Below are 16677 nucleotides of genomic sequence, written 5' to 3'. Positions count from 1 at the left end.
TTTGGTTGGATAGGGTATTGGGGGGCGGGGGGCCCGGGGGGCGGGGGGCGCGGGCCGCCCCCCCCCCCCCCCCCCCCCCCCCCCCCCCCGCACCCGATCCCCGAGGAGGACACCGTGAGGTCAGCCCGGTTCCACGCACAGGAGGACGTCCGCATCGAGGACGTCGCCGAACCCTCGCCCGGCCCCGGACAGGTGAAGCTGCGCAACGCCTATGCCGGCATCTGCGGGTCGGACCTGCACGTCTTCTACTCGCCGGAGAACTCCGGCCTGGACTACACGCAACCGCACCCCCTCACCGGGTCGATGCCCCCGCAGGTGCTCGGCCACGAGTTCTCCGGCACCGTCGTCGAGCTCGGCGACGGCGTCGACGGCGTGGCGGTCGGCGACCGGGTCGCCGTCTGGCCGGTCTACTCCTGCGGGACGTGCGCGGCCTGTCGCAAGGGCATGGTCAACACCTGCCGCAGCTTCGGCTTCCACGGGCTGACCAGCGACGGCGGCGGCATGGCCGAGTACACGACGGTGCCCGCGACCATGCTGCACCGGCTGCCCGACGCGGTGGACCTGCGCATGGGTGCCCTCGTCGAGCCCATGTCGGTCGCCTGGCACGCCGTCGACGTCAGCGGCGTCCGGCCGGGCGGGTCGGCCCTGGTCGCGGGAGCCGGCCCGATCGGCATCGGCCTGTACTTCGCGCTGCGGGCCCGCGGGGTGACCGACGTCGTCGTCTCCGAGCCGAGCGCGGCCCGGCGCGCAGCGGTGCAGCGGCTCGGCGCGCCGCACGTCGTCGACCCCACGGCCGACGACCTCGCCGCGGTCGTCGCCGAGGTCACCGGCGGGGACGGGGTGGACGTCGCCTTCGACGCCGCCGGCGCCGGCGCGGCGGTGACCGCGGCGGTCGGGCTGCTCGCCCCGGCCGGTCGGCTGGTGGTCGTGGCCCTGCACGAGAAGGGGTTCGAGTTCAACCCGTCGGTGCTGGTGTTCGGCGAGACCTCGATGACCGGGGCCCTGGCCTACCTGCCGCGCGATTTCGACGCGGTCATCGCCGCCATGGCCGAGGGGCGCTACGACCCGACCGGGTGGGTGGAGGAGATCGCCGTCGACGACCTCGTCGACGCCTTCGGCCGGCTGCGCCACGGGGACGGGATGAAGATCCTGGTCAGGGTCTGACCGCACCTGGCAGCGGCCGCCGGGCCCGCCCGGGAGATCCGCGATCCGCGGGGGTGCGCGAAGTCCCGTCGGACGGGTAAGGCACGCTGCCAGTACCGCGCACGAGCCGGAGAGAGGCCCGCGCGGGCGGTCGGCGGGACGGACCCGCCGACGCGAGGGGTGCAGGAGCAAGAGATGCCGCAGGGCACGGTGAAGTGGTTCAACGCCGAGAAGGGCTTCGGGTTCATCGAGGCCGACGAGGGCGGGCCGGACGTGTTCGTCCACTTCTCGGCCATCGCCGACACGGGCGGCTACCGCAGCCTCGACGAGGGCCAGCGGGTGGAGTACGAGACCAGCCAGGGCCAGCGTGGCCCCCAGGCCGAGGACGTCCGGCCGCTGGGCGGTGGCCGTCCTCAGCGGGAGGCGCCGGCCCGCGACCGTGACCGGGGCGGCGACCGGGGCCGGCCGTCCTCGCGCGGGGGCGGGCGCAGCACGGGCACCGTGTCGTGGTTCAACGCCGAGAAGGGCTTCGGGTTCATCGCCCCCGACGACGGCTCGGCCGACGTCTTCGTCCACTTCTCGGCCATCGCCGACACCGGCAGCTACCGCAGCCTCGACGAGGGCCAGCGGGTGGACTTCCAGACGACCCAGGGCCAGCGCGGCCCGCAGGCCGAGGACGTCCGCCCTGAGGGGGGCGCGGGGGGCGGCTCGCGCGGCCGGGACGGCGGCTACCGCGACTCGGGTGGCCGGGACGGCGGCTACCGCGACTCGGGGTACCGCGACAGCGGTCCGCGGGAGAGCGGCGGCCGGCGCTCCGGCGGCGGCGGGCGCGCCCGCGGCACGGTGAAGTGGTTCAACGCCGAGAAGGGCTTCGGGTTCATCGAGCCCGACGACGGCGGGCCGGACGTGTTCGTGCACTTCTCGGCCATCGCCGACCGCGGCGGCTACCGCAGCCTCGACGAGGGCCAGCGGGTCGAGTTCGAGACGACCCAGGGCCAGCGCGGCCCGCAGGCCGAGGACGTCTCGGCCGTCTGACCGACCGCGGGCCGGCCTCCCCTCGGGGAGGCCGGCCCGCGGTGGCCGGGGGGCGTTCCCCCCGCCCGGTCAGTCTCCCGGCGCCGTCCCCTGGCCCATCGCGTCGTCGACCGCGGTCTCGCCCTGCGTGCGGCCGCCGCCGGCGCGCTCCGGGTGCTGCCCGGGGCTGTCGGACGAGCCCTCCTGCTCCTGGCCCTGCTGCGCGGCGTCCGTCGGCTCGCTCATCTGGTCCTCCTCGTGTGCTGTCCCCGCCGGTTCGCGGCCGTCCGGGGCCGGACCCGGTCCCGCCGGGCGGCCCGGAGTCGCGCATACCCGGGGCCGGTGGGGTTGAGCCCCGGAACGCGGGTACTACTGCGGCAGAGCCCCGGGCGAGACGGTCCCGGATCCGTGTCTCGCCAGGGAGCCGCCATGCTCTCCACTGCCCTGCCCGTGTCCGAGATCGACCTGCTGATCGCCGAGGCCCACCGTGACCTGGGGGTCGCGCGCTCGGAGTTCACCGAGTCGCCCAGCATCGCCGCCTTCACCGCCTGCCAGGCCGCCGAGGCCCGCCTCAACGAGTGGCTCGAGGCGCGCTGGGCGCTCACCCGCCCCGCGGCCTGAGCGCCGCGCCGGTCAGGCCCGCCCGAGGCGGGCCAGCACGCGGGTCGCCCGGTCGGCGCCGGCGGGCGCCTCGACCGCCGGCCGGCAGATGCCCTCGCTGTAGAGGGCGTCCCCGAAGCCCTCGGCCCCCTGCTCGATCCGGTCGAGCTCGTCGTCGGTGAACCCGGCGTCGATGCCCGCGGCCCGGGCCACGTCCCAGCGGTGCACGAGCATGTCCCAGACGTAGAACCGCTCGAGGGTGGCGCCGACGGTCGTGGGACCGAAGTACCCGTCGAACTCCGCGCCGGCGACGGCGTCGTCGGCGATCGCGCCGGAGACCCGATCGGCGTGCCGGCGCCACGCGCCGGCCGGGTCGGCGTCGACGTCCGGGGCCTCTCCCAGGTCGACGCCGTGCCCGGTCAGGAACTCCCGCTGGGTCTCCACCAGGTGCCGGACGACGTCCCGCGCCGCCCACCCGGCGCAGGGCGACGGTGCGGTCCACCGGTCGGCGGGGACGGCGTCCAGGACGGCGGTCAGCGGGCGGTCGGCGGCCTCGTACGAGCTCGCGGTGTCGGTCATGGCCGAACGGTAGGGACCACGGCAGGGTGGGGTCTTGATGAAACCCGACACCGCCCGGACGGTCCCGCTGGACGCGATCGAGCGTGCCCACCTGCGCGATCCCCGCGACGGGTCGCACGTGATGCACCGGTACGCGGCCGACCCGGAGTTCGCCGGCCTGCTGCAGCGGTTCTGGATCCCGGTCTGGTCGGTGCCGCCGGGCGCCGAGGCACCGCAGCGGGTGCTGCAGTACCCGGTGACGCTGCTGGTCGTCTCCGCGGGGTACGCGCGCTTCTACGGCGTCGTCTCGGGGCTGTCCACGACCACGCTCACCGGGGACGGCTGGGCGGTCGGGCTCATGTGCGCGCCGGCGGCCGGGTACCTCCTGGCGCGGGAGCCCCTGGCGGCCTACACCGACCGGTACGTCGACCTGGCCGAGGTCCTGGGTGCCGAGGGGAGCCGGCTCGTCGACCGGGTGCGCACCGCCATGGCGCCCGACCCGGCCGCGCCCGACGCGCACGGGGCGGCGATGGACGCCTTCGGCGACGCGCTGCGCCCGCTGCTCCCCGTCGACGCCGAGGGCGACCTGGTCAACCGGGTGGTCGCCTTCGTCGAGGGGGACGCCGGGGTGACCCGCGTGGCGCAGGTCTGCGCCGAGTTCGGGCTGTCGGAGCGCGCCCTGCAGCGGCTGGTGCACCGCAGGCTCGGGCTGACGCCGAAGTGGCTCATCCAGCGACGCCGGCTGCAGGAGGCGGCGGAGCGTCTCCGCAGCCGGTCCACCACCCTGGCGGAGGTGGCCGCCGTCCTCGGGTACGCCGACCAGGCCCACTTCAGCCGCGACTTCGCGCGGGTCACCGCGATGACGCCGCGCGCGTTCGCCACGCGCTACGCGGGCTGACGCGGGCCGGCCTGCGCCCCGCGGCAGGCTCCCGGCGGCGAGGTCAGCGGCGCACCAGCCGGGCGAGGACGCCCTGGGCGGTGGCGGCAGGCCGGTAGGACTGCACGAGCCAGGAGCCGCAGACGATGTTCGCCCCGGCCAGCGCCGGGACGACGAACTGCGTGATCCGCTGGCGCCGCTGCCACGTCGCGATCTCCTCGGGGGTGCCCGCGGTGGGCAGCGTGGCGTCCTTGACCTCGACGGGCGTGCCGCGCCGCTCGGCCTCCTCCGCCAGCGTGCCGATGCGGTTGCCGCTGTAGGCGGCGTACGCCGTCGCGCCCGCGCCGGCCACGGCCAGGGCGGCCTTGAGCGCACCGACCGACGCGAAGCCCTCCTGGAGCGCGAGCCGGCGGCCGCCGACCTGGGTGAGCCGCAGCCCGGCCAGCAGTGTGGCCGCGATGCCGCCCCACTGCGCCGGGGCGAACCGGCTCCAGGCGGAGTTGGCCACCCGGATGCGGTCGATCCCCTGGCTGAGGTCGCTGCCGGACTTGTTCACCCCGGCGATGCCCATCACCGCGCCGCCGAGCCACAGCGCCGAGCCGAGGTCGTGCACGGCCTGGGCGAGGAAGTGGTTGTCGCTCGTCGTGGTCACGTCTCCCCCTGAGGTCGCTCCCGTCCTGAGCCACCCGGGTCTACCCGTGGACGCGTCCGGGGTAACTGCCGACCGCGGGACCTCCGGTGGCCAGGGCTGCCCAGAAGGCCGCGCGCACGCCGGAGGCGCCCCACGCGTTGGGCTCGATGACGTTGCAGAACCACAGCGCCCGGTCCGGTGGCCGCGCGTCCGGACGGGTGGGGTCGCCGGCCAGCAGGCCGTGGCCGTGGAAGGCCTCGGCGATCTCGGCGACGCGGACGCCGTGCCGGGCTGCGGTGGCGCGTAGCTCGTCGTTGAGCTCGCCGAGCACCGCGACCGCGTCCGGCCAGGGCGGCAGCCCCAGCCGGGCGGCGTCGCCGGTGCCGTCGCTCGGGTCGTACACCGTGCCGAGCGCGATCCGGCCCTCCGGCGACGACAGCCGGGCGATCTCGGCCAGCGCCCGGTCCACGGCCGCCGCGACCCGGGTGACCGTCGCGCGCGCCGCCGGGGTGTCGCCGTAGGCGCCCAGCAGGTCGTTGCCGCCGATCGTCAGCGTGACCAGTGACGGGCGGGCCCCGAGCGCCGCCAGCCGGGGCAGCTGGACCTCGAGGAGGGTGGGGGTCGTGGCGCCGTCCGTGGCCAGCATCGTGAAGCCGGTGTCCGGGTCCGCGGTCACCAGGTCACGGCCGCGCCAGTCGGGGAAGTCGTCATCGCGGTTGGCGAACAGCAGGCCGGCGCCTCCGCGCCCGGGGCCGCCCGCGTAGTCGTCGATGGAGATGGAGTCACCCAGGGCGACGTACACCGGCCCCCCCGCCGTCCGCCATGTCCCGCTCCTCCTGGTCGCCGGTGTCCGCTACAGCAGGCGGACGTCGGTCTCCACGGCCTCGAACGCCTTCCGGGCGGCGATGAGCACGGGGTCCCACACCGGGGAGAACGGCGGGGCGTAGGCGAGGTCCAGGGAGAGGACCTGGTCGACGCCCATCTCGTTCCAGATGCAGATCGCCAGCGCGTCGATGCGCTTGGCCGCCGCCTCCCGGCCGACGACCTGGGCGCCGAGCAGCTGCCCGCTGCGCCGCTCGGCGATCATCTTGACCCGGATGGGCTGGGCGCCCGGGAAGTACCCGGCCTTGGTCGTGGAGTCCACCGACGCGGTGACGAAGGAGTACCCGGCGGCGGCCGCCTCGGCCTCGGACAGGCCGGTGCGGGCCACCTCCAGGTCGCAGATCCGGGTGATGGCGGTCCCGATGACGCCCGGGAACGTCGCGTAGCCCCCGCCGATGTTGATCCCCGCCACCCGTCCCTGCTTGTTGGCGTGGGTGCCCAGCGCCACCACGATCGGCTGCCCGGTCAGCCGGTGCCGCGACTCGACGCAGTCCCCGGCGGCCCACACCCCCTCGGCGCGGGTGTGCATCCGCACGTCGACGGCGACGCCGCCGGAGACCCCGAGCGGGATGCCGGCCTCCTCGGCCAGCCGGACGGCCGGCCGCACGCCGAGGCCCAGCACCACCAGGTCGGCGGGCAGCTCCTTGCCGCCGGCGGTGACCACCGCCCGGGCGCGCCCGGTGCGGTCGACCTCGATCGCCGCGACCGGGTCGGAGAGCACCAGCTCGATCCCCTCGCGGCGGACGGCGTCGGCGATGAACTGCCCGACGTCGGGGTCGAAGGTGCCCACCGGCGTGGCCGAGCGGTCGACGACGGTGACCTCGAGCCCGCGGATCCGGCAGGCCTCGGCGATCTCCAGGCCGATGTAGCCGCCGCCCACCACGACCACCCGGCGGACGTCGCCGCTCTCCAGCTCCGCGCGCAGCGCCACGCCGTCGTCGAGCACCTGGACGCCGTACACCCCGGGGGCGTCGATGCCCGGGACCGGCGGGCGCATGGGGACGCTGCCGGTGGCGTAGACCAGCTCGTCGAAGCCCTCGGTCCCCTCGCCACCGCCGTCCAGGTCCCGCCAGTGGACGACGCGGCGGTCCAGGTCGATCCCGACGACCTCGGTGCGCATCCGGACGTCGATGCCCGCGGCCCGGTGCTGCTCGGGGGTGCGGGCGATCAGCTCGGCCTCGGAGTCGACCGCGTCGCTGATCCAGTAGGGGATGCCGCACGCGGAGTAGGACGTCGCCCGCCCGCGCTCGAACATCACGACGTCGAGGTCGCGCTGCCGCTTCTTCGCCTGCGATGCGGCGCTGCCACCGGCTGCGTCCCCGCCCACCACGACCACCCGCTTGGTCACCCCCGGACCGTAGGGGACCCGGCGGGCGGTCGCCGCTCGACGCGGGATGGCGCGGGCCCGACCGGGTAGGAGCGGGCCCATGACGACGCCTCCCCTGCCCGGCCCCCAGCCCCCGTCGCCCTCCCCGTCGCCGATGGACCCGGTCTCCCCGCCCGGGCCGGCGCCGGTGCCGCAGCCGGGGCCGACCGACCCGACCGCCCCTCCTCCCGAGGGCCCGCAGCCGGTCTGACCGGTCGCTGGCCGACCGGCGCTCAGTCGCGGTGCGGGGCCAGGCGGGTGCCCTCGGCGCGGGTGAAGCTGGCCGCGTCGTCCGGGTCGCCCTCGCCCGTCCACCGCGCGATGCCCGGGTAGGCGTAGAGCGGGCGGGTCTGCAGCACGGTCCCGTCCTCGGCACTCCTCGTCGCGACCAGTTCCTCGGGCGCGCGGCCCTCCTCGACCCAGGCGACCAGCGCCTCGAACTGGCCGCCCGGCTGGGGCCCGACGCCGCCGCCGCAGTGGCCGACGCCGGGGGCGAGGAACAGCCGGAGGAACTCGTCGGTGCGCTCGGCGCCCATCCGCGCCCCGACCCGCTCGTAGTAGTCGACGGTGCCCTGGAACGGGATGCCGAAGTCGGCGGCGCCGTGCCAGAGCAGCGCCTTCCCACCCCGGTCGGCGAACGCGGTCAGGTCGGGATCGTCGGCGGCCAGGACGGCGGAGTACATCTCCACCGACCGCTCGAAGTACGCCTCGAACGCCTCGCGGGTGAGGGTGCGCCAGTCCCAGGCCGGGTCCTGCTCCAGGAACAGCCCGATCCACCACAGGTCGAAGACGAACGGCTGACCGACCAGCTGGCCGTCGACCACCGCGGTGTCGTGCAGGCCGGCGAAGGGCGCGCCGGGGGCCAGGCCGTACCAGAGGAACTCCCCGTCCCGCCGCCGCGGCCCCTCCCCGATGAGCCGGACCACCTCGACGTCGGTCTCGGTCAACGGGCCGTCCGGCGTCGGCAGCCCGACCAGGGCGTCGAGGTCGGGCCGCGCGGCCAGCGGGTCGCCCACCACGCGGTCGCGGACGCCGTCCCCCACGGTGTCGCACTGCTCGACGATCGCGGCCAGCGCCGCCTCGAACTTGGCCGCGGAGACGAAGTTGCCTCGCTCGAGCATGACGAGCTGGCCCCAGATCTGGCCGACCTGCATCCGCGGCCAGTTGATCGCCGGCGCGCCGGAGAGGACGCCGTCGTAGTCGGCCGGGTAGCGCTGCGCCGCCATCAGCCCCTGCCGGCCGCCGGTCGAGCAGCCGTTGAAGTAGGAGTACGCCGGCGGCTGCCCGTAGTACGCGGTCACCACCGCCTTGGCCGCGACCGTCATGTCGTGGATGCCGAGGTGGCCGAAGTCCCGGATGCGCTGCCAGTCCAGCCGACCCCGGCCGTCGAGGGCGAAGGAGGCGGTGGCGTCGGGGTGGCCGGCGTCGGTCGCGGCCGCGGCGTACCCGGCGCGCAGCGGCTCGAGCAGGGACTCCGGGGAGCCGCCGAGGAAGCCGCCCCCACCCACGCCCTGGAAGCGGCCGTTCCACGTCTGCGTGGGCAGGTGCACCCAGACGGTCACGCGGTCGTCGGCCGGCGGGTGGGTGACGGTGAGCTGCACGCGGCAGGACGGCGGGGTCGTCGCGTCCCCCGGGTCGTCGACGACCGAGTCGACGGTCGTGTTCGGCAGCGACAGCGTGGCGAGTCGGCTCGAGGCCCCCGGGACCGGCATGCGGCCGAGTCTGTCAGCGGGCGCCCGGCCGGCCGGCCCCGCTTCCGTCAGCGGGAACGGGCGGCCTCGGCGCCGGCGGGGACGGCGCGCACGTCGCGGGCGCCGGAGAGCTCGTGCCCGGCCTCGCAGACCAGCGCCAGGTGCACCGGCTCGCCGCAGTCGCGGTGCCGCAGCTCCAGCGGCGCGGCGCCCTCCCCGGCGAGGTGGCGGTCGCCCCACTCCATCAGTGCGACCAGCGCCGGGTAGAGGTCGATGCCCTTCTGCGTCAGCCGGTACTCGTGCCGCTGCCGCTCCCCCTGCGCCTGGTAGGGCTCCCGCCGCAACAGCCCCTGGTCGACCAGGGTGTTCAGCCGGTCGGTGAGCACGGCCCGCGGCGCGCCGAGCACCCGCTGGAAGTCGGCGAACCGGCGCACGCCGAGGAACGCCTCGCGCAGCACGAGCAGGCTCCACTTCTCCCCGACGACGGCCAGCGCGCCCGCGACCGAGCACCGCGACCGGTCCCACAGCGCCTCGCCCACACCGCGATCCTACCTCGCTGGGTTCGCTTGACGAACTCACCCGGACGGAGCAGAGTTCACCTCCCGAACCGAGGAGGTGCGGCATGGACATCGGAGTGCGCACGAGGCCGGTGCGGCCGGACGACGGCCCGCGCTTCTGCCGCCTGTGGAGCCGGCTGTCCCCCGAGACGGTCTACCGCCGGTTCCACGCGCCGCTGCGCCGGCCGCCGGCCGCCGCGCTCCCCCACCTGGTCGCCGTGGACCACCACCTGCGGGAGGCGCTGGTCGCCGAGGTGGGCGGCGAGGTCGTCGGGGTGGCCCGCTACGACCGCTCCCCCGCCGACCCGGCGACGGCCGAGGTCGCCGTCGTCGTCGAGGACGGGTGGCAGGGCGTCGGGGTCGGCCGGCAGCTGCTCCGCGAGCTCGTCGAGCTGGCCGGCCGGCGCGGCGTGGCCACCCTCACCGCCGACGTCCAGGAGGACAACGACCGCGTCGTCGGGCTGGTCCGCCGGCTGCTGCCCGGCGCGTCCCTGACCGCGGCGGACGGCGTCTACGCCGTCTCCGCTCCCCTGGCCCGCGTGCCGGCACCGGTCGGCGCCTGACCCCCGGACGAGCCGCCGTCAGCCGGCAGCGCGCCGTCGCCGTCGGCCGCTGACCGCAGCTGCCCGTACAGCCGGGCCAGGTCCGGCAGCTGGTAATGCGCGTTGAGGCCGCTCGGGTTCGGCACCACCCAGGTCTGCGCGCCGCCGATCCGCTCGTCCTGCCGGCCCAGGACCGCGCGTGGCCGGCCGAAGCCGGTCCGGTAGGCGCCCACCCCCAGGACGGCGAGCACCCGCGGCCGGTACCGGGCCACCAGCTCGGCCAGCGCCGCGGCCCCCTCCCGCAGCTCCTCGGGGCTCAGCTCCGCTGCCGTGCGGGTCGGCCGGTCCACCAGGTTGGTCACGCCCAGGCCGTGGCGCGGCAGCTCGCCGTCCTCCTCGGGCGTCATCCGCCGCGGCGTCAGCCCGGCCAGGTGCAGCGCCGGCCAGAAGCGGTTGCCGGGCCGGGCGAAGTGGTGCCCGCGCGCCGCCGACAGCAGCGAGGGGTTGATGCCGCAGAACAGCACGTCCAGGTCCGGCGCGACGACGTCGCGGAGCGGCTTGGCCGGCACCCGACGAGCGTAACGGCGGGTTGCCGCCCGCTGCCGGACGGTCCAGGCTGGCGCCCGCCCCCCGTCCTGCGTCCCTGGAGCACCATGCCGCCCGCCGCCGTCACCGTCACCCCCGACCTGGTCTACGCCACCCCCGACGGCGTCGAGCTGTGCCTGGACCTCTACGTGCCCGAGGCGCCCCGGCCGACACCGGTCGCGGTCTACCTCCACGGGGGCGGCTGGCTGCGGGGCACGCGCACCGACCGCGCCGAGGAGCGGCTGCTCCCGGTGGCCGCCGACGGCGTCGCCGTGGCCGCGGTGCAGTACCGGCTCAGCGGCCAGGCCACCTTCCCCGCGCCGCTCGACGACCTCCGGGCCGCCGTCCGCTGGCTGCGCGCCGAGGGGGCGGCCCACGGGGTCGACGCCGCCCGGGTCGGCGCCTGGGGCGCCTCGGCCGGCGGCCACCTCGCCGCCCTGGCCGGCCTGTGCCCCGACGCGCGGGACGGCGAGCTGGGCGACAGCTCGGTGCAGGCGGTCGTGACCTGGTTCCCGGTGACCGACCTGCTCGCCCGCGACACCGACGTCCCGGAGGGGCCGCTGCCGCCGTTCGTCAGCGGCCCGCCGCTGGTGCCCTCGTTCGAGGCCCGCCTGCTCGGGCTGGCGGCGACCGCCGACGACCTGGAGGCGGCCCGCGCGGCCAGCCCGCTCACCCACGTGCACGCCGGGGCGCCGCCGTTCCTCGTCGCACACGGCGACGCCGACGGGCTCGTCCCGTCCACCCACAGCCGGCGGCTGGCCGACGCGCTGCGCGGCGCCGGGGTGCCCACGTCGTTCCTCCTGCTGGGTGGCGCCAACCACGAGGACCCCGCGTTCGACACCCCGGCCGTGCTGGGTGCGGTCAGCGGCTTCCTCCGCGCCGCCCTCGGATCGGCGTGACCGGCTCGCCGACCACCCGGAAGACGGGGACGTCGGCGGCCACCCGGGGGGCGTCGGCCTCCGGCGCGGGCCGGGCTCCCCGGCGGCCGGGCACCAGCTCCAGGTAGCGCCGGATCACCGGCGGGCGCGCCGCGGGCGGCACCTCCTCCAGGCGCACCGGCTCCCGGCGTCCGTGCCGCAGCACCGCGCGGCCGCCCGCGGCCCGCACGTTCCGCACCCAGCCGGTGTCCTCACCGCGCAGGGCGACCAGGTACCGCTCCCCGTCGAGGGGGGCGACGACCAGCGGGGACGACGTCGCGCGGCCGGTGCGCCGTCCCCGCACCTCCAGGGTCACCCACCGGGGCCGGACGCCGTCCTCCCCGACCGCCCTCAACCCGCGGTGCACGGCCCGGACCAGCCGTCCCCGCCGGTGCTCTCCCTTCGCCCATCGGGTGTGCAGCGCCATCGTGGCCTCCTCCCACCCCTCCAGCGTGGGCGGTGGGACCCGGGATCTCCAGGGCCGGAGGTCGCGGAGCGGGACGCCGGCCCGTTGGTGACGCCGGGGGCCGGAGGACAGGGTGGGCCCATGACCGTCGACGACCGGCTGCGCGAGCTCGGCATCGAGCTGCCCGAGCCGCTGAGCCCCCGCGCCCACTACGCGCCGGCCACCCGCGCCGGGGACCTGCTCTTCCTCTCCGGGGTGGGGCCGGTGCGGCCGGACGGCACCCTGCTCACCGGCAAGGTCGGCGAGCGCGCGCTGGACCTGGAGACCGGCCGGGAGGCGGCCCGGCTGGCCGGCCTGCAGATCCTCGCGCGGCTGCGGACCGAGCTCGGCGACCTCGGCCGGGTCCGGCAGGTGCTGAAGCTGTTCGGCATGGTGAACTGCGCGCCGGGGTTCACGCAGGTCCCCGCGGTGGTCGACGGCTGCTCCGACCTGCTCACCGACGTCCTCGGCGACGCCGGACTCGCCGCCCGCTCGGCGGTGGGCATGGCGGAGCTGCCCTTCGGCATCGCGGTGGAGGTCGACGCCGTCGTCCTCGTCGCGGCCGGCTGAGGCAGGCCCCGGCTCAGGGGCGGGCTCGAAGGCGTCGTCGCCCACGCGCACGAGCTCGCCGCGGCCCGGCTGGCCGAGCAGGCCGAGCAGGCCGGCGATGCTCCACGCCGAGGCGTACAGGTCGCCGTCGTCGAGCAGCAGCCCGGTCGGCAGGGTGACCTGCGCGTGGGTCCGCTCGTCGTCGTCGGTCACCCGGACCAGCTGCCCGACCGGCGTCGGGTCGACCTGGCGGGGGCTGTCCAGGCCGCCGGCGACCGTGGTGCCGCCCTCCTGGGCGCCGGTCGCGGCGGCCGGCACGGCCACCAGCGCGAGGGCGGTGGCCTCGACGACGGTCATCCGGTGAGTCCTCATGGGCCTCCTCGCAGTGCCGGGCCAGGCGCACGCCAGGGCCGCCGGCCGCAGGCCGTGCCCCGCGATCCGGAACCGCCGGGTGCCGCGGCGCGCGCCGTCGCGGGCGGTGGTCGCGCGGGTGACCGCCGTCCCCGGCGCGCCGGTGGTTGGCTGCTGCCATGGACGAGGGTGCGGTGCGCCGGCTGGTGGAGTCCCTGCCCGAGGGGGTGGTCGTCACCGATCCCCCGCGGACGGAGAAGTACCAGCAGGACTGGACGCGGGCGGCCGACGCCGGGCAGCCGGTCGCCGTCGTCCGCGCCGAGGACGCCGGCCAGGTGCAGACGGCGCTGCGGTGGGCGAGCGAGCACCGGGTGCCGGTGGTCCCCCGGGGTGCGGGCACCGGCCTGGCCGGCGGCGCCACCGCGGTGCCGGGCTGCCTGGTGGTGTGCACCGAGCGGATGACCGGGATCGAGGTCGACCCGGTCACCCGGGTGGCGGTCGTGGAGCCCGGCGCCCTCAACGCCGCGGTCAAGGACGCCGCCGCCGTCCACGGGCTGTGGTACCCGCCGGACCCGGGCTCGTTCCGCATCTCCACCATCGGGGGCAACGTCGCCACCGACGCCGGCGGCATCTGCTGCGTCAAGTACGGCGTCACCAGCGACTACGTCCTCGGGCTCGACGTCGTCCTGCCCGACGGGCGGCTGGTCACCCTGGGCGGCCGGACGGTCAAGGACGTCGCCGGCCTGCCGCTGCTGCCGCTGTTCGTGGGCAGCGAGGGGACCCTCGGCGTGGTGACCCAGGTGGTGCTGCGGCTGGTCCCGGCGCAGGAGCCGGCGGCCACCGTCGTCGCGTGGTTCGACACCCCGGCCGACGCCGGCGCCGCGGTCGCCGCGATGGGCGCCCGCGTGCGCCCGTCGATGGTGGAGCTGCTCGACCGGGCGGCGGTGAACGCGGTCGAGGACTTCCGCCCGATGGGGCTGGACCGCACCGCCGGCGCCCTGCTCATCGCCCAGTCCGACGCCCCCGGCGCGGCCCGCGCGCAGGAGGTCGCGGTCATCGCCGGGTGCTGCCGGGCCGCGGGTGCCCGGGAGGTGCTGGAGACCGACGACCCCGCCGAGGGCGAGGCGTTCCTGGAGGCGCGGCGGGCGACCGGGCCGGCCATCGACGCCCGCGGCGCGGTGATGCCCGAGGACGTCTGCGTCCCGGTCGACCGGCTGCCGGCCGTGCTCGAGCGCATCGCGGCGATCGCCGCCGAGCACGACGTCGAGATCCCCGTCTTCGCGCACGCCGGGGACGGCAACCTGCACCCGGCGATCCTCTACGTGCCCGGCGACGCCGACAGCGTCGCCCGGGCGCGGGCCGCGTTCGACGCGATCCTGCGCACGGCGATCGAGGCGGGCGGCACCATCACCGGCGAGCACGGCGTCGGCCGGGCCAAGGTCGCGGCGCTGGCCGAGCAGGTCGGTCCCGACGTCCTCGACCTCGCCGCCCGCGTCCGGGCCGCGGTCGACCCGCTCGGGATCATGAACCCCGGCGTCGGCTGAGGAAGTCTTCCGCCTGACCGGAGAGCAGGACGGCCGGGGGCCGGGTGCTCCGTAGCGTCGCTCGCGAGACGCGGATCACACCGGGAGGACGGGCGCAGTGGACCTCAGCATCGGGATCAACCTCGGCTTCGGGAAGCTCGACCCCGAGCTCACCGACGAGCAGATGTACGCGGGCGAGATCGACCTCGCCGTGCGCGCCGAGGCCCTCGGCTACGACAGCGTCTGGGCCGTCGAGCACCACTTCGAGGACTACTCGCTGTGCCCGGACAACCTGCTGCTGCTGTCCCACGTCGCGGGCCGGACGTCGCACGTCAAGCTCGGCACCGGCGCGGTGATCGTGCCGTGGAACGACCCGCTGCGGGTGGCCGAGAAGGCGCTGATGCTCGACACCATCTCCGGCGGCCGCGTGCTGCTGGGGCTCGGGCGCGGGCTGTCGCGCCGGGAGTACGTCCCCTTCCGCATCCCGCTGGACGAGACCCGCGACCGCTTCGACGAGGCCGCGCCGATGATCTTCGAGGCGCTGGAGACCGGCGTCATCGAGGGCGAGGGGCCGTTCTACCCGCAGCCGCGCGCGGAGCTGCGCCCGCGCCCGCGCGGGAGCTTCCGCGGCCGCCGCTACGTCGTGGCCGGCTCGCCGGACTCGCTGGTCATGGCGGCGAGGCTCGAGGCGCAGATGATGTCGTTCATCGTCCGCCCGGTGCCGGCCCTGATGGCCAACTTCACCCGCTACCGCGAGCTGTTCGAGGCCGAGCACGGCCGGGTGGCCCCGCCGATCTCGCTCAACGTCAACATGTACTGCCACGAGGACGACGAGCTCGCCCGCGAGCGGCACTTCCGGTACGTCAACCGGTTCTTCATGTCCAACGTCGACCACTACGAGATGGCCGGCGAGCACTTCGCCACCACCAAGGGCCACGAGCGCTACGCGGAGAGCGCGGCGTACTTCCGCGAGATCGGGCTGGAGAAGGCCGCGAACGACTACGCCGCGACCGCGCTGTGGGGCGACCCGGAGCGCATCCTCGGCCAGATCGAGGCGATCCGCGACGTCCTGGGCGACTACGAGCTGGTCGTGGCACCGTGCTTCGGCGGCATGTCCTACGACCAGGCCCGCGAGAGCCTGGCGCTGTTCGCCCGCGAGGTCATGCCCAAGGCGCGGGGCCTGCGGGTGGCCGCGTGACCCGCACCGTGGAGTTCGCCGGCACCACCGCCGTGGTGACCGGCGGGGCGTCGGGCATCGGCCGCGGCCTGGCCCGGGCGTTCCGGGACGCCGGCTGCTCCGTCGTGATCGCCGACGTGGACGAGGCCGCCCTCGCGGCCACCGCCCGCGAGCTCGGCGTCCTCGGCGTGCGCACCGACGTCACCGACCCCGACAGCGTGGCCGCGCTGGCCGACCGGGCCGTCGCCGAGTACGGCGAGGTGCACGTGGTCTGCAACAACGCCGGCGTGGGGCCGTTCGGGCCGGTCGCCCGGCTCGGCCTCGACGACTGGCGCTGGGTGCTCGACGTCAACCTGTACGGGGTGGTGCACGGCATCCAGGCGTTCCTGCCGGTGCTGGAGCGCAACCCCGACTGGGGGCACGTGGTCAACACCTCGTCGATGTCGGTGCTGGTGACCCCGCCGGACGTCGCCCCCTACGTCGCGAGCAAGGCCGCCGTCCTGGGCATCAGCGAGGTGCTGGCCGCCGAGCTGGCCGCGGCGGGCTCGCGGGTCGGCGTCACCGCCCTGCTGCCCGGCGCGGTGCACAGCAACATCAAGACCAGCCTGCGCACCCGGCCGGCGACCGGGGCCACCGGCCTGGTCGACGTCGACCTCGAGGAGACCGGCCGGCTGCGGTTCATCGAGCCCGACGAGGTGGGCGCGCTCGTGGTCCAGGCGGTGCGGGACAACGCCCTCTACGCGGTCACGCACGGCGAGTACCGGGACGTGGCGGCGGCCCGCAGCGCGCGGGTCCTCGCCGCCTTCCCGCCGGCCCCGGTCCCGGCGGGCGGCTGAGCGCGGCGGGGGGCTGAGCGCGGCGGGGGGCTGAGCGCGGCGGGCGGTGCAGCGCCCAGACTGGAGCGGTGCGCGACGTCGACGAGGCCTTCGGGCGGTTCGTCGCCGCCGAGCGGCCGGCGCTGCTGGCCGAGGCGCTGCGGCTGACCGGGGACGCTCCCCGCGCCGAGGAGGCCGTGCAGGCGGCGCTGGCCCGGGTGCACCGCCGCTGGGGCCGCACCGACCCGCGGGCCGCCGCCGGCGCCGCCCTCGCCTCCGCCGCCGGCCGGCTGGGCCGCGGGGAGCAGGTCCTCGAGTCGCTCGACGCCGCGCCCCCTCCCCCGCCGGCGACGTGGCGGCTGGACACCGCGGCGGCGGGGCCCCCCCCCCGCGCCCCCCCCCCCCCGGTGCCCCCGCAGCGGGCCCCGCGCGCGCCCCCCCGGCTGGGGGGGCC

At 76.6% G+C, this 16677-nt stretch carries 22 protein-coding genes; 13 read left to right on the top strand and 9 right to left on the bottom strand.

Translation table 11 applies throughout. The annotated features are described in order from the left end of the window. Positions 1-114 precede the first annotated feature (114 nt). Both ACI79D_RS24535 and ACI79D_RS24530 read left to right on the top strand, forming a co-directional pair. Positions 115-1164, top strand: coding sequence for a 2,3-butanediol dehydrogenase (locus ACI79D_RS24535; protein WP_456921149.1), 1050 nt, complete (start codon positions 115-117; stop codon positions 1162-1164). A gap of 174 nt (positions 1165-1338) precedes the next feature. Beyond that, a complete protein-coding gene (locus tag ACI79D_RS24530) occupies positions 1339-2178 on the top strand; it encodes a cold-shock protein (protein ID WP_456921148.1) in 840 nt (279 codons plus the stop codon). Positions 2179-2247: 69 nt separating this feature from the next. Here the strand turns inward: ACI79D_RS24530 and ACI79D_RS24525 are convergent, their stop codons facing one another. Continuing rightward, complete coding sequence (locus tag ACI79D_RS24525) at positions 2248-2403, bottom strand: hypothetical protein (protein WP_456921147.1); 156 nt, start codon at positions 2401-2403, stop codon at positions 2248-2250. A gap of 183 nt (positions 2404-2586) precedes the next feature. Between ACI79D_RS24525 and ACI79D_RS24520 the strand changes: the two genes are divergently transcribed. After that, positions 2587-2778, top strand: coding sequence for a hypothetical protein (locus tag ACI79D_RS24520; RefSeq protein WP_456921146.1), 192 nt, complete (start codon positions 2587-2589; stop codon positions 2776-2778). 12 nt (positions 2779-2790) lie between these two features. On the opposite strand, the gene ACI79D_RS24515 is transcribed toward ACI79D_RS24520, so the two are convergent. Next, the gene (locus ACI79D_RS24515; protein ID WP_456921145.1) at positions 2791-3336 is read right to left on the bottom strand and encodes a TIGR03086 family metal-binding protein; all 546 of its coding nucleotides are present in this window, start codon (positions 3334-3336) and stop codon (positions 2791-2793) included. A 37-nt stretch (positions 3337-3373) separates the two neighbouring features. Between ACI79D_RS24515 and ACI79D_RS24510 the strand changes: the two genes are divergently transcribed. Further along, positions 3374-4213, top strand: coding sequence for a helix-turn-helix domain-containing protein (locus ACI79D_RS24510; RefSeq protein WP_456921144.1), 840 nt, complete (start codon positions 3374-3376; stop codon positions 4211-4213). Between the two features lie 43 nt (positions 4214-4256). Here ACI79D_RS24510 and ACI79D_RS24505 read toward each other — a convergent pair whose 3' ends face one another. The 3 genes from ACI79D_RS24505 to ACI79D_RS24495 are packed head-to-tail and all read right to left on the bottom strand — an operon-like array spanning position 4257 to position 7053. Then, the gene (locus ACI79D_RS24505) at positions 4257-4844 is read right to left on the bottom strand and encodes a hypothetical protein (protein WP_456921143.1); all 588 of its coding nucleotides are present in this window, start codon (positions 4842-4844) and stop codon (positions 4257-4259) included. Positions 4845-4884: 40 nt separating this feature from the next. Next, positions 4885-5625 carry an SGNH/GDSL hydrolase family protein gene (locus tag ACI79D_RS24500; RefSeq protein ID WP_456921142.1) on the bottom strand — a complete coding sequence of 247 codons (741 nt, stop codon included), beginning with the start codon at positions 5623-5625 and terminating at the stop codon, positions 4885-4887. A gap of 51 nt (positions 5626-5676) precedes the next feature. Beyond that, complete coding sequence (locus tag ACI79D_RS24495) at positions 5677-7053, bottom strand: FAD-dependent oxidoreductase (RefSeq protein ID WP_456921141.1); 1377 nt, start codon at positions 7051-7053, stop codon at positions 5677-5679. 79 nt (positions 7054-7132) lie between these two features. On the opposite strand from ACI79D_RS24495, the gene ACI79D_RS24490 reads away from it, so the two are divergent. Then, positions 7133-7282: a hypothetical protein gene (locus ACI79D_RS24490; protein WP_456921140.1), complete on the top strand. Its 150-nt coding sequence runs from the start codon at positions 7133-7135 to the stop codon at positions 7280-7282. 22 nt (positions 7283-7304) lie between these two features. On the opposite strand, the gene ACI79D_RS24485 is transcribed toward ACI79D_RS24490, so the two are convergent. Both ACI79D_RS24485 and ACI79D_RS24480 read right to left on the bottom strand, forming a co-directional pair. Then, on the bottom strand, positions 7305-8783 hold the full coding sequence (locus tag ACI79D_RS24485) for a tannase/feruloyl esterase family alpha/beta hydrolase (RefSeq protein ID WP_456921139.1): 1479 nt from the start codon (positions 8781-8783) through the stop codon (positions 7305-7307). A 47-nt stretch (positions 8784-8830) separates the two neighbouring features. Further along, entirely contained in the window at positions 8831-9301 is a 471-nt protein-coding gene (locus tag ACI79D_RS24480; RefSeq protein WP_456921138.1) for a winged helix-turn-helix transcriptional regulator, read from the bottom strand. 83 nt (positions 9302-9384) lie between these two features. On the opposite strand from ACI79D_RS24480, the gene ACI79D_RS24475 reads away from it, so the two are divergent. Beyond that, positions 9385-9882, top strand: a complete 498-nt coding sequence (locus tag ACI79D_RS24475; RefSeq protein ID WP_456921137.1) for an N-acetyltransferase family protein — start codon at positions 9385-9387, stop codon at positions 9880-9882. On the opposite strand, the gene mug is transcribed toward ACI79D_RS24475, so the two are convergent. Further along, the gene (gene mug, locus ACI79D_RS24470; RefSeq protein ID WP_456921136.1) at positions 9831-10430 is read right to left on the bottom strand and encodes a G/U mismatch-specific DNA glycosylase; all 600 of its coding nucleotides are present in this window, start codon (positions 10428-10430) and stop codon (positions 9831-9833) included. The two genes, ACI79D_RS24475 and mug, sit on opposite strands and share 52 nt — an antisense overlap. An 84-nt stretch (positions 10431-10514) precedes the next feature. On the opposite strand from mug, the gene ACI79D_RS24465 reads away from it, so the two are divergent. Next, positions 10515-11345, top strand: coding sequence for an alpha/beta hydrolase fold domain-containing protein (locus ACI79D_RS24465; RefSeq protein ID WP_456921135.1), 831 nt, complete (start codon positions 10515-10517; stop codon positions 11343-11345). On the opposite strand, the gene ACI79D_RS24460 is transcribed toward ACI79D_RS24465, so the two are convergent. After that, positions 11308-11790 (bottom strand): nitroreductase/quinone reductase family protein, encoded by a 483-nt coding sequence (locus ACI79D_RS24460; RefSeq protein WP_456921134.1) that lies wholly within the window; start codon positions 11788-11790, stop codon positions 11308-11310. The genes ACI79D_RS24465 and ACI79D_RS24460 overlap by 38 nt on opposite strands. Positions 11791-11910: 120 nt before the next feature. Here ACI79D_RS24460 and ACI79D_RS24455 point away from each other — a divergent pair, with 120 nt between their 5' ends. The 6 genes from ACI79D_RS24455 to ACI79D_RS24430 form a co-directional block, all read left to right on the top strand. Next, the gene (locus ACI79D_RS24455; RefSeq protein WP_456921133.1) at positions 11911-12378 is read left to right on the top strand and encodes a RidA family protein; all 468 of its coding nucleotides are present in this window, start codon (positions 11911-11913) and stop codon (positions 12376-12378) included. 97 nt (positions 12379-12475) lie between these two features. After that, complete coding sequence (locus ACI79D_RS24450; protein ID WP_456921132.1) at positions 12476-12721, top strand: hypothetical protein; 246 nt, start codon at positions 12476-12478, stop codon at positions 12719-12721. A 166-nt stretch (positions 12722-12887) separates the two neighbouring features. Continuing rightward, entirely contained in the window at positions 12888-14252 is a 1365-nt protein-coding gene (locus ACI79D_RS24445) for an FAD-binding oxidoreductase (protein WP_456921131.1), read from the top strand. A 97-nt stretch (positions 14253-14349) separates the two neighbouring features. Continuing rightward, positions 14350-15429 (top strand): LLM class flavin-dependent oxidoreductase, encoded by a 1080-nt coding sequence (locus ACI79D_RS24440; RefSeq protein ID WP_456921130.1) that lies wholly within the window; start codon positions 14350-14352, stop codon positions 15427-15429. Further along, positions 15426-16244 carry an SDR family NAD(P)-dependent oxidoreductase gene (locus tag ACI79D_RS24435; protein WP_456921129.1) on the top strand — a complete coding sequence of 273 codons (819 nt, stop codon included), beginning with the start codon at positions 15426-15428 and terminating at the stop codon, positions 16242-16244. The genes ACI79D_RS24440 and ACI79D_RS24435 overlap by 4 nt, the downstream gene beginning before the upstream one ends. A 68-nt stretch (positions 16245-16312) precedes the next feature. Further along, on the top strand, positions 16313-16677 hold a 365-nt coding region (locus ACI79D_RS24430), incomplete at its 3' end, for a sigma factor (RefSeq protein WP_456921128.1).

The organism is Geodermatophilus sp. SYSU D00708 (genome assembly GCF_054050115.1).
Note: the sequence above shows the minus strand (reverse complement) of the source record. Positions and strands in the feature narration are given on the sequence as shown.

Bases quoted from the DNA above. Each gene is read 5' to 3' on its own strand.
- ACI79D_RS24530 (WP_456921148.1), top strand. From the start codon at position 1,339: ATGCCGCAGGGCACGGTGAAGTGGTTCAACGCCGAGAAGGGCTTCGGG.
- ACI79D_RS24525 (WP_456921147.1), bottom strand. From the start codon at position 2,403: ATGAGCGAGCCGACGGACGCCGCGCAGCAGGGCCAGGAGCAGGAGGGC.
- ACI79D_RS24520 (WP_456921146.1), top strand. From the start codon at position 2,587: ATGCTCTCCACTGCCCTGCCCGTGTCCGAGATCGACCTGCTGATCGCC.
- ACI79D_RS24515 (WP_456921145.1), bottom strand. From the start codon at position 3,336: ATGACCGACACCGCGAGCTCGTACGAGGCCGCCGACCGCCCGCTGACC.
- ACI79D_RS24510 (WP_456921144.1), top strand. From the start codon at position 3,374: ATGAAACCCGACACCGCCCGGACGGTCCCGCTGGACGCGATCGAGCGT.
- ACI79D_RS24490 (WP_456921140.1), top strand. From the start codon at position 7,133: ATGACGACGCCTCCCCTGCCCGGCCCCCAGCCCCCGTCGCCCTCCCCG.
- ACI79D_RS24485 (WP_456921139.1), bottom strand. From the start codon at position 8,783: ATGCCGGTCCCGGGGGCCTCGAGCCGACTCGCCACGCTGTCGCTGCCG.
- ACI79D_RS24475 (WP_456921137.1), top strand. From the start codon at position 9,385: ATGGACATCGGAGTGCGCACGAGGCCGGTGCGGCCGGACGACGGCCCG.
- ACI79D_RS24465 (WP_456921135.1), top strand. From the start codon at position 10,515: ATGCCGCCCGCCGCCGTCACCGTCACCCCCGACCTGGTCTACGCCACC.
- ACI79D_RS24460 (WP_456921134.1), bottom strand. From the start codon at position 11,790: ATGGCGCTGCACACCCGATGGGCGAAGGGAGAGCACCGGCGGGGACGG.
- ACI79D_RS24455 (WP_456921133.1), top strand. From the start codon at position 11,911: ATGACCGTCGACGACCGGCTGCGCGAGCTCGGCATCGAGCTGCCCGAG.
- ACI79D_RS24450 (WP_456921132.1), top strand. From the start codon at position 12,476: ATGCTCCACGCCGAGGCGTACAGGTCGCCGTCGTCGAGCAGCAGCCCG.
- ACI79D_RS24445 (WP_456921131.1), top strand. From the start codon at position 12,888: ATGGACGAGGGTGCGGTGCGCCGGCTGGTGGAGTCCCTGCCCGAGGGG.